Genomic DNA, 10,745 nt, shown 5'->3' on the forward strand with positions numbered 1-10,745 from the left:
ACAATTACGGGGGTGCCTTCCATGGGAGGCTTTATCGACATGCAACAGTTGCACGATGAGTTGCTGACCCACCTCATCAAGACCCTCTCGCCGGCGCAGATAGCACAGTTGCAGCCGCACCTGGCGCAATTGATCCAGCCGGCGGCGCAGGAAGTGGCCGAGGACCTGATCGCCTATGCCTGGCGCGACCCGGCGTCCAGGGGCCGGGGCGAACTGATCCTGGAATCCTACGCCTCGTTCAAGGCCGTGCTGTATTACCGGTTGGCGCACCGGGTATGGAATCTTTCCGACCAGCCCCACAGCCAGTTCTGTGCCATCGCTCTGACGTTGAGCAACCAGGGCAAGATCCTGTCCGGGGCCGAAATCCACCCGGCTGCCCGCATTGGCCGACGTTTTGTACTGGATCATGGCTTTGGCACGGTGATCGGCGAAACCTGCGAGATCGGCAATGACTGCTACATCCTGTGTGGCGTGACCCTGGGCGCACGAGGCATCGCCAACAACCCTGACGGCAAGCGCCACCCGCGCCTGGGCAACAATGTGGAAGTCGGCTCGGGCGCCAGGGTGCTGGGTTATGTGCTGATCGGCGACAACGTGTTTATCAGCCCCTCCTGTGTCATCACCCAGGACGTGCCCGCCGGCACCAAGGTGAAGGTAGTCAATCAGATCCAGTTGCAGAAAAACGACGAATCAGACGCCAGCAATTACCTCGGGGCATTTGCCCTCGACGAACGTCTGCATGTGGTCGGCGAAGTCAGCACCAGCCACCGGGTCACGGTGCTGGATGCCGACTTCCATCCGCTGTCCAGCCTGGTGCTGGAACCTACGGTCAAGGAGCGTCACCACCTGCAATTTCGCCTGCGCACGCTGCAGGCTCCCACCCATCCACCGCGCCTGCCCCTGAACCTGAAGGTGTGCGGGCCGAAGTTCGAGGTCACCCTGCTTTCCCCACCCGGGTTGAGCGCAATGGTGCGGCGCCTGCTGCAAACCAGCCCACTGATCGTTGGAGGTTGAACATGTCCGTACACACAATGGAAACCCTGGCGCTGTTCGACAGCGCGCCTTACCAGAACGCCTTCAGCGCGCGCGTGATCGCCGTCAGCGAACAGGGCGTCGCCCTGGAACACACCCTGTTCTACCCCACCGGAGGTGGGCAGCCGGGAGATACCGGCTACTTCACCCTGCCCGACGGCAGCCGCGTCAACGTGACAGGGACCGTGCGCGACCCAGTACTGCGCTCGATCATCTGGCACCAGGTGGAACATTGCCCCGAATCATTGCGGGCCGGTGTGCAGGTGGATGCTGGCCTGGACTGGGAGCGGCGCTACCAGCACATGAAGATGCACACCTGCCTGCATTTGCTGTGCTCGATCATCGACGCCCCGGTGACCGGTTGCAGCATCAGCGCCGACAAGGGCCGCCTGGATTTCGACCTGCCGGAAATGACCCTGGACAAGGAAAGCATCACCCGCGACCTCAACGCCTTGATCGAGCAGGCCCATGAGGTCAAGTCGCTGTCGATGCCGGCCTCTGAATATTCCACCCTGCTACAAATCACCCGTACTCAGGCCGTCGCTCCACCGGTGATCCAGGGCGCAGTGCGGGTGATTGAAATTGCCGGCATCGATATCCAGCCGTGTGGCGGCACCCACGTGGTCAACACCGAGGAAATCGGCCGGGTGTTTTGCGAAAAAATCGAGAAGAAGAGCAAGCATAACCGGAGGGTGATCTTGCGGTTTGAGTAACGCATTCGCCAGGCTGCGATTTTTTCCACGAAAGACACAAATGAGGTTTTGCGAATCGTGTGCCGACAGCGTTCCATGCACTGTCGGCAATGCTACACCGTGCCCCACCTTAAGCGTCTGAAGTGCTGACTTTCTGGTTAAGGTCAACAATTTCTCGCTCAAGCTCTTTAATCACTGCTTTAAAATGCTCAATCATCTTTGCAACCTCAGCGCTCAGCGTTTTGGTTTCAAGGGCCAGACTGTCAATGCTGCTCTGAGTAGCGGGACTCTGTTCACTGGAACCAGCCGCCGCCTCAGGCGTAGAGGCCAGCGGGGCTTGCTCATCATTGGATGCTGATTCGGCGTCGTGGGCTTGATTCGACGAGACTTCTGGAGGTGCATCTGAACCGGAGTTTCCGATTTTTTGTTTGATCTCGCCGATTTCCTGTTGAAGTCGCGCAACCACTTGATTGAAATCATTCCTCATACTCTCAATCGTTGCATGAAGCTCCTTGTTTTCTTCGGACATTTTTTTGATATTGCTAGATGTATTCGCGCCAGATGAGGGTGCCCTCTCATCTGCAGCGGACACTTCAGGCTCAGTGCGTTTAGGGACGCGCCCAGAACCAGAGGTATCAGCGGTGCTTGGAGTCGACGCCCTGGCAGGCGTTTGGGATGTCGCCGAAGTAGGACTTTTTTTAGCCTCAACCTGCTGTTTCAACTGGGCTATTTGCTGCGCAAGCCCATTTACTATCGGTGTGAGCTCTGCCATCACTTGCTTGATCTTGTTTTTAAGCTGAGTGTTCTCTTGGAAAAGCTGTGCAAGCTGGGCGGGGTCGGTAGTCTTCGCCGATGGCGGCGAGTTGACCAGCCCCTTATGCGTCGAAAACTGCCCCCGCTGCGGTGTAGTCATCGGCTGACGAGAGGGTGCTGAATCTGACTGGAGTTGGTCAGGAGTACCTGCTTTGGCGCTGTTTTCTTGCGGTGTGTGCTCTGGCTTGGGTGGCATTTCATAGGCGTAGTTGGGCGCGTACTGCTGAGGACTTACGCTCGTCATGGTGGACCTCTCAGATTCAGGTATTTGATTCACGGACATTGCGTGCCAGGCGACCCGGTAAAACAGGTCATCTGGCTACCTGATTGGTGATTATCTGAATAAGGTTCCGACGATGTAGGACGTACGAATAGCAAAGTGTGTCCACTTCACAACCGGCCACCCGACCTTCTCACATCGCCCACAGGTCCACAAACCGGCTTACGGAAGTCGCTTCAAGCCGTGCCTGGTCCTTGCACAAGGCGAATATCTGCGCACTGCGCTGGGCGGTAAAGCGTGTGGCCAGGTTGGCCTTGAATTTGGCTTCGAGCAACGGAATCCCGTCAACCCGACGACGACGATGGCCAATCGGGTACTCCACCACCACCTGCTCAGTGCTGGAACCGTCATTGAAGAAAACCTGCACCGCGTTGGCAATGGAGCGCTTGTCGGCCTCCAGGTATTCGCGGCTGTAGCGGGGGTCTTCGACAATGACCATTTTCTCGCGCAACTCATCGATGATCGGATGCGCGGCATGGAACTCATCTTCGTACTGCTCGGCCACCAGATTGCCGAACGCCAGCGGCACGGCCGTCATGTATTGCAGGCAATGGTCACGGTCTGCCGCATTGGCCAATTGGCCGACCTTGGAAATGATACGAATCGCCGACTCGTGGGTAGTGATGACGATCCTGTCGATTTCATGCAGGCGGTTTTTGACCTGCGAATGCAAAGTGACCGCTGCTTCACAGGCAGTCTGTGCGTGGAACTCGGCAGGAAAGCTGATCTTGAACAGCACGTTCTCCATCACATAGGTGCCATAGGGTTGGGGCAGGCTGAACGCGCGCTTGTCCTCGGGCTTGAGGGCCAGGTCCTTGTTGGTATGGCTGAACAGCACGTCATAGAAACCCCACTGCGGCGCGCTCAATACGCCGGGAATCCCCATTTCGCCGCGCATGGCGATGTCCGCCAGGCGCACGCCACGGCTCGACGCATCCCCCGCCGCCCAGGACTTGCGTGAACCGGCGTTCGGCGCGTGGCGGTAAGTGCGCAGGGCCTGCCCATCGACAAACGCCTGGGACAACGCCGCCAGCAGTTGCTCACGATTGGCGCCCATCAACTTGGCGCACACCGCAGTGGAGGCGACTTTGACCAGCAGCACATGGTCAAGGCCGACGCGGTTGAAGGAGTTTTCCAGGGCGATCACGCCCTGGATTTCGTGGGCCATGATCATCGCTTCCAGGACCGCGCGCACCGTCAACGGCGTTTCACCATTGGCCACGCGCTTTTGCGAAAGGTGATCGGCGACGGCCAGGATGCCACCGAGGTTATCCGAAGGATGGCCCCATTCGGCGGCGAGCCAGGTGTCGTTGTAATCGAGCCAACGCACGATGCAACCGATGTCCCACGCGGCCTTGACCGGGTCCAGGCGATAGGACGTACCCGGCACCCGTGCACCGAACGGCACCACCGTGCCTTCGACGATAGGCCCCAGGTGCTTGGTGCACTCAGGGAAACGCAAGGCCAGCAAGCCACAGCCGAGGGTGTCCATCAGGCAGTTGCGGGCAGTGTCCAGGGCGTCCCGGGAATCGATCCGGTAGGTGAGGACGTAGTCGGCAATGTCCTGCAAAACCTGGTCGTAGTCGGGGCGGTTGTTCTGGTCGACGTTGGCGCTCATGGCAGTACTCCAAAATGGGTTGGGTGTGTTCCTTCTTCAGGCTCAGGTTATTTTCTCTGACAGGTCTAAAAAGCCTGCTCTTTGTTTTATCTGTAGGAGCGAGCTTGCTCGCGAAGGTCGCCAACGATGACACGGGAAACCTGCCCCCCAACTGCGCGCTGAGGCTCTTCGCGAGCAAGCTCGCTCCTACAAAAAGTCCGACAGCTAAAAAGAATCGCCCGGGACGCGCACATAGCCCTCCATCAACACCCGTGCACTGCGGCTCATGATGGCTTTCTTCACCACCCATTCGCCGTTCACCTGGCTGGCCTCGGCGCCCACGCGCAGGGTGCCGGACGGATGCCCGAACCGCACCGCATTGCGCTCCACGCCGCCCGCCGCGAGGTTGACCAGGGTCCCGGAAATCGCCGCCGCCGTGCCAATCGCCACCGCGGCCGTGCCCATCATCGCGTGGTGCAGCTTGCCCATGGACAACGCTCGCACCAGCAGGTCAACATCCCCCGCCTTGATCGCCTTGCCGCTGGAGGCCAGGTAATCCGCTGGCTTGGCCACGAACGCCACTTTCGGCGTGTGCTGGCGCTGGGCCGCTTCATCCAGGTGTTTGATCAAACCCATGCGCAAGGCGCCATAGGCACGCACGGTCTCGAACATCGCCAGGGCTTTGGGGTCGCTGTTGATCGCGCCTTGCAGCTCGGTGCCGGTGTAGCCGAGATCTTCAGCATTGATAAAAATCGTCGGGATACCCGCATTGATCAGCGTTGCCTTGAACGTACCGACACCCGGCACGTCCAGGTCGTCGATCAGGTTGCCGGTGGGGAACATCGAGCCACCGCCGCCCTCTTCTTCCGCTGCCGGGTCCAGGAACTCCAACTGCACTTCGGCCGCCGGGAAGGTCACGCCATCCAGCTCGAAGTCGCCGGTTTCCTGCACCGCACCGTCGGTGATCGGCACATGGGCGATGATGGTCTTGCCGATATTGGCCTGCCACACCCGCACCACGGCCACGCCGTTATGGGGAATCCGCTCAGCCGCTACCAGACCGCTGCTGACAGCAAAGGAGCCGACCGCTGCTGACAGGTTGCCGCAGTTACCACTCCAATCGACAAAAGGCTTGTCGATGGAGACTTGGCCGAACAGATAATCGACGTCGTGATCGGCACGCGTGCTTTTAGCCAGGATCACGGTCTTGCTGGTGCTCGACGTGGCACCACCCATACCGTCGATCTGCTTGTCATAGGGATCGGGACTGCCGATCACCCGCAGCAGCAAGGCATCCCGTGCAGCGCCCGGGACCTGGGCCACTTCGGGCAAGTCCTGGAGATTGAAAAAAACGCCCTTGCTGGTGCCGCCACGCATATAGGTGGCGGGAATCTTGATTTGCGGTACGTGTGCCATGGTGTTCCTCAAAAGACGCCGGGGGCTTGAAGCCCCCGGCCCTCGTTTATGTCAGGCGGTGGCCGCCGACTCCAGGAAATCCTGGGCAAAGCGCTGCAACACGCCGCCCGCCTCGTAGATCGACACTTCTTCAGCAGTGTCCAGGCGGCAGGTCACCGGCACCTCGACACGTTCGCCATTCTTGCGGGTGATCACCAGGGTCAACTGCGCACGCGGGGTGCGTTCGCCGATCACGTCATAGGTTTCGCTGCCATCGATCTGCAACGTCTTGCGATCAGTACCCGCCAGGAACTCCAGGGGCAACACGCCCATGCCCACCAGGTTGGTGCGGTGGATACGTTCGAAACCTTCGGCGGCAATCGCCTCCACACCAGCCAGGCGCACGCCCTTGGCCGCCCAGTCGCGGGACGAACCCTGGCCGTAGTCGGCGCCGGCAATGATGATCAGTGGCTGCTTGCGCTCCATGTAGGTCTCAATGGCTTCCCACATGCGCGTGACCTTGCCTTCCGGCTCGATGCGCGCCAGGGAACCCTGCTTGACCTTGCCGTTCTCCAGGACCATTTCGTTGAACAGCTTGGGGTTGGCAAAGGTCGCGCGCTGGGCGGTCAAGTGGTCGCCACGGTGCGTGGCATAAGAGTTGAAGTCGACTTCCGGCAGGCCCATTTTTGCCAGGTATTCACCGGCGGCGCTGTCGAGCATGATCGCGTTGGACGGCGACAGGTGATCAGTGGTGATGTTGTCCGGCAGCACCGCCAGCGGGCGCATGCCCTTGAGCGGACGTGCGCCGGCCAGGGCGCCTTCCCAGTACGGCGGGCGGCGGATGTAGGTGCTTTGCGGGCGCCAGTCGTACAGCGGCGTGACTTTCGGGCCGGTGTCTTCATGGATGGCAAACATCGGGATGTAGACCTGGCGGAACTGCTCAGGCTTGACCGACGCCTTGACCACCGCGTCGATTTCCTCGTCGCTCGGCCAGATGTCCTTCAAGCGAATTTCCTTGCCGTCGGCATCCAGGCCCAGCACGTCTTTTTCGATATCGAAACGGATGGTGCCAGCAATCGCGTAGGCCACCACCAACGGCGGCGACGCCAGGAACGCTTGCTTGGCGTACGGGTGGATGCGCCCGTCGAAGTTGCGGTTGCCCGACAGTACGGCGGTGGCATACAGGTCACGGTCGATGATTTCTTGCTGGATCACCGGATCGAGTGCACCGGACATGCCGTTGCAGGTAGTGCAGGCGAAGGCTACGACGCCAAAACCCAACTGCTCCAACTCGCGGGTCAAGCCGGCTTCGTCGAGGTACATGGCCACGGTTTTCGAACCCGGTGCCAGGGATGACTTGACCCACGGCTTACGGGCCAGCCCGAGCTTATTGGCATTGCGCGCCAACAGGCCGGCGGCGATCACGTTGCGCGGGTTGCTGGTATTGGTGCAACTGGTGATGGCAGCAATGATCACCGCACCGTCGGGCATTTGCCCCGGCACGTCGTCCCATTGCCCGGAAATCCCCTTGGCCGCCAGGTCGCTGGTGGCCACGCGGGCGTGCGGGTTGCTCGGGCCGGCCATGTTGCGCACGACGCTGGACAAATCGAAGCTCAAGCCACGCTCGTATTGCGCGCCCTTGAGGTCATCGGCCCACAAGCCGGTGTGGCGAGCGTACTGCTCGACCAGGGCGACCTGTTCGTCTTCGCGACCGGTGAGTTTCAGGTAGGCAATGGTCTGTTGGTCGATATAGAACATCGCGGCCGTGGCGCCGTACTCCGGGGCCATGTTGGAGATGGTCGCGCGGTCACCCAGGGTCAGTGCCGAAGCACCTTCACCGAAGAACTCCAGCCAGGCACCCACTACTTTCTGCTGGCGCAGGAACTCGGTCAGCGCCAGCACCATGTCGGTGGCGGTGATGCCCGGTTGCAGTTTGCCCGTCAACTCGACGCCAACGCTTTCCGGCAGGCGCATCCACGACGCGCGGCCGAGCATCACGCTCTCGGCTTCCAGGCCGCCAACGCCGATGGCGATTACGCCCAGGGCGTCCACATGCGGCGTGTGACTGTCGGTACCGACGCAGGTATCCGGGAAGGCCACGCCGTCACGCACCTGGATCACCGGGGACATTTTCTCCAGGTTGATCTGGTGCATGATGCCGTTGCCCGGCGGGATCACGTCGACGTTTTTGAAGGCCTTCTTGGTCCACTCGATAAAGTGGAAACGGTCTTCGTTACGGCGGTCTTCGATGGCACGGTTTTTCTCGAAGGCGTCCGGGTCAAAACCACCGGCCTCGACGGCCAGGGAATGGTCGACGATCAGTTGCGTCGGCACCACCGGGTTGACCTGGGCCGGATCGCCGCCTTGCAGGGCGATGGCATCACGCAGGCCGGCGAGGTCCACCAGTGCGGTCTGGCCAAGGATGTCATGGCACACCACCCGGGCCGGGAACCATGGGAAGTCGAGGTCGCGCTTGCGTTCGATCAACTGGCTCAGGGACGCATTGAGGGTTGCCGGGTCGCAACGGCGTACCAGGTTCTCGGCGAGCACGCGGGAGGTGTAGGGCAACGTGGCGTAGGCGCCGGGGGTGATTGCCTCGACAGCCGCGCGGGCGTCGAAGTAATCCAGGCGGCTGCCGGGGAGCGGTTTGCGAAATTCAGTGTTCATCGTCAGGACTCGGTCACGGTAATTACAAAAGGAAGAACTGTGCCGACCCAGAATTGGAATGAAGTCAAAATGTGGGAGCGGGCTTGCTCGCGAATGGGGTGTGTCATTCAACACATTCCGTGACTGTTGCCCCGCATTCGCGAGCAAGCCCGCTCCCACATTTTTGATTCGGTTACCCATTCTGGATTGTCGGTCTCCTCATTCAGCGACGTTCGATTGGCACGAACTTGCGCTGCTCGACGCCGGTGTATTCGGCGCTTGGGCGGATGATGCGGTTGTTGGCACGCTGCTCAAACACATGCGCCGCCCAGCCAGTCAGGCGCGAGCACACGAAGATCGGGGTGAACAGCTTGGTCGGGATGCCCATGAAGTGGTACGCCGAGGCATGGTAGAAGTCGGCGTTGGGGAACAGTTTCTTCTGCTCCCACATGGTCTTGTCGATGGCTTCGGAGACCGGGAACAGCACTTTGTCGCCCACTTCATCGGCGAGTTTTTTCGACCAGCCCTTGATCACTTCATTGCGCGGGTCGTTGTCTTTATAGATCGCGTGGCCAAAGCCCATGATCTTGTCCTTGCGCGCCAGCATGCCGAGGGTGCCTTCGACCGCTTCCTCTGCCGAGGAGAAACGCTCGATCATTTCCATCGCGGCTTCATTCGCCCCGCCGTGCAGCGGGCCGCGCAGCGAGCCGATGGCCGCGGTGACGCAGGAATACAGGTCCGACAGGGTCGAGGCGCAGACACGCGCGGTAAAAGTGGACGCGTTGAATTCGTGCTCGGCGTAGAGGATCAGCGACACGTTCATGACCTTGACGTGCAACTCGCTCGGCTTTTTGCCGTGCAGCAGGTGCAGGAAGTGGCCGCCAATCGACGGCTCGTCGGTCACACAGTCGATGCGCTTGCCGTCATGGCTGAAGCGATACCAATAGCACATGATCGCCGGGAAGGCCGCCAGCAGGCGGTCGGTGACATCGCGCTGCACGCTGAAGTCTTTTTCCGGCTCGATATTGCCCAGGAACGAGCAACCGGTGCGCATCACATCCATCGGGTGGGCGTCGGCGGGGATGCGCTCCAGCACTTCCTTGAGCGCCTGGGGCAGGTCACGCAGCTTGCTCAGTTTGGCGCTGTAGGCGGCCAGCTCGGCCTTGGTCGGCAATTGGCCGTACAACAACAGGTAGGCGACTTCTTCGAACTGCGCGTCGGCGGCCAGTTCACGTACGTCATAGCCACGATAAGTCAGCCCGGCACCGGCCTGGCCCACGGTGGACAATTCTGTCTGCCCGGCCACCTGGCCACGCAGGCCGGCGCCACTCAGTACTTTTGCTTCAGCCATGGTTCTTCTCCAATCCTATATTTATCAGGGCGACCACCGCCCCCTGTAGGAGCGGGCTGGCCCGCGAAAAACGCCAGGGCACCGTGTTTATTCAGGTTGGCCGCGTTATCGTTGACGATCTTCGCGGGCAAGCCCGCTCCTACAGTGAGCACGTAGCCTTTATTTTTTCGCGGCGAACAGCGCGTCGAGCTTCTGCTCGAAGGTGTGGTAGTCGATGCGATCGTAAAGCTCCATGCGCGTTTGCATGGTGTCGATCACGTTCTGTTGGGTACCGTCGCGACGGATCGCGGTGTAGACGTTTTCGGCGGCCTTGTTCATGGCGCGGAACGCCGACAGCGGGTACAGCACGATGGAAACATCGGCAGATTTCAACTGTTCGGTGGTGTACAGCGGCGTCGCGCCGAACTCGGTGATGTTGGCCAGGATTGGCGCTTTCACGCGCGAAGCGAACAACTTGTACATCTCAAGCTCGGTAATGGCTTCGGGGAAGACCATGTCGGCACCGGCCTCGATGCACGCGGCGGCACGCTCCAGCGCGGACTCCAGGCCTTCCACGGCCAGGGCGTCGGTGCGCGCCATGATCACGAAGCTGTCATCGGTACGGGCATCCACGGCGGCCTTGATGCGGTCGACCATTTCCTGCTGGGACACGATTTCTTTGTTCGGGCGATGACCGCAGCGCTTGGCGCCCACCTGGTCCTCGATATGGATCGCGGCAGCACCGAACTTGATCATCGACTTGACGGTGCGCGCCACGTTGAAGGCCGAGGAACCGAAACCGGTGTCCACATCCACCAGCAGCGGCAGGTCGCACACGTCGGTAATACGGCGCACATCGGTCAACACATCGTCCAGGCCGGTGATGCCCAGGTCCGGCACACCGAGGGAGCCCGCAGCAACACCGCCACCGGACAGGTAAATGGCCTTGAAACCGGCGCG

The 10,745-nt window shown here is 60.7% G+C and carries 8 protein-coding genes and 1 pseudogene; 3 read left to right on the forward strand and 6 right to left on the reverse strand.

From position 1 onward, the window contains the following. Positions 1-21 precede the first annotated feature (21 nt). Together BFQ03_RS14495 and BFQ03_RS14500 are read left to right on the forward strand one after the other, a co-directional pair. A complete protein-coding gene (locus tag BFQ03_RS14495; protein ID WP_032863394.1) occupies positions 22-1,014 on the forward strand; it encodes a serine O-acetyltransferase in 993 nt (330 codons plus the stop codon). Between the two features lie 2 nt (positions 1,015-1,016). Next, a complete protein-coding gene (locus tag BFQ03_RS14500) occupies positions 1,017-1,745 on the forward strand; it encodes an alanyl-tRNA editing protein (protein WP_065943402.1) in 729 nt (242 codons plus the stop codon). Positions 1,746-1,854: 109 nt separating this feature from the next. Here the strand turns inward: BFQ03_RS14500 and BFQ03_RS14505 are convergent, their stop codons facing one another. Then, entirely contained in the window at positions 1,855-2,781 is a 927-nt protein-coding gene (locus tag BFQ03_RS14505; RefSeq protein WP_065943403.1) for a hypothetical protein, read from the reverse strand. Between the two features lie 169 nt (positions 2,782-2,950). Continuing rightward, the gene (gene prpD / locus BFQ03_RS14510) at positions 2,951-4,435 is read right to left on the reverse strand and encodes a 2-methylcitrate dehydratase (RefSeq protein ID WP_032863396.1); all 1,485 of its coding nucleotides are present in this window, start codon (positions 4,433-4,435) and stop codon (positions 2,951-2,953) included. 104 nt (positions 4,436-4,539) lie between these two features. Here prpD and BFQ03_RS30640 point away from each other — a divergent pair. Next, positions 4,540-4,626 (forward strand): annotated as a pseudogene (locus BFQ03_RS30640) (outer membrane lipoprotein carrier protein LolA); the annotation flags it as partial. Positions 4,627-4,639: 13 nt separating this feature from the next. On the opposite strand, the gene prpF reads toward BFQ03_RS30640, so the two are convergent. The 4 genes from prpF to prpB all read right to left on the reverse strand — a co-directional run. Beyond that, complete coding sequence (gene prpF / locus BFQ03_RS14515) at positions 4,640-5,830, reverse strand: 2-methylaconitate cis-trans isomerase PrpF (RefSeq protein WP_065943404.1); 1,191 nt, start codon at positions 5,828-5,830, stop codon at positions 4,640-4,642. 51 nt (positions 5,831-5,881) lie between these two features. Next, the gene (gene acnD / locus BFQ03_RS14520) at positions 5,882-8,476 is read right to left on the reverse strand and encodes a Fe/S-dependent 2-methylisocitrate dehydratase AcnD (protein ID WP_065943405.1); all 2,595 of its coding nucleotides are present in this window, start codon (positions 8,474-8,476) and stop codon (positions 5,882-5,884) included. Positions 8,477-8,678: 202 nt separating this feature from the next. Then, the gene (gene prpC / locus BFQ03_RS14525; RefSeq protein WP_032863399.1) at positions 8,679-9,806 is read right to left on the reverse strand and encodes a bifunctional 2-methylcitrate synthase/citrate synthase; all 1,128 of its coding nucleotides are present in this window, start codon (positions 9,804-9,806) and stop codon (positions 8,679-8,681) included. 159 nt (positions 9,807-9,965) lie between these two features. Then, the coding region (prpB, locus tag BFQ03_RS14530) for a methylisocitrate lyase (RefSeq protein WP_065943406.1) at positions 9,966-10,745 on the reverse strand (780 nt) is incomplete at its 5' end.

Source organism: Pseudomonas sp. 25 R 14 (genome assembly GCF_900004755.1).
GTDB classification, from domain to species: Bacteria; Pseudomonadota; Gammaproteobacteria; order Pseudomonadales; family Pseudomonadaceae; genus Aquipseudomonas; species Aquipseudomonas brenneri.

Bases quoted from the DNA above. Each gene is read 5' to 3' on its own strand.
- BFQ03_RS14495 (WP_032863394.1), top strand. From the start codon at position 22: ATGGGAGGCTTTATCGACATGCAACAGTTGCACGATGAGTTGCTGACC.
- BFQ03_RS14500 (WP_065943402.1), top strand. From the start codon at position 1,017: ATGTCCGTACACACAATGGAAACCCTGGCGCTGTTCGACAGCGCGCCT.
- BFQ03_RS14505 (WP_065943403.1), bottom strand. From the start codon at position 2,781: ATGACGAGCGTAAGTCCTCAGCAGTACGCGCCCAACTACGCCTATGAA.
- prpD (WP_032863396.1), bottom strand. From the start codon at position 4,435: ATGAGCGCCAACGTCGACCAGAACAACCGCCCCGACTACGACCAGGTT.
- prpF (WP_065943404.1), bottom strand. From the start codon at position 5,830: ATGGCACACGTACCGCAAATCAAGATTCCCGCCACCTATATGCGTGGC.
- acnD (WP_065943405.1), bottom strand. From the start codon at position 8,476: ATGAACACTGAATTTCGCAAACCGCTCCCCGGCAGCCGCCTGGATTAC.
- prpC (WP_032863399.1), bottom strand. From the start codon at position 9,806: ATGGCTGAAGCAAAAGTACTGAGTGGCGCCGGCCTGCGTGGCCAGGTG.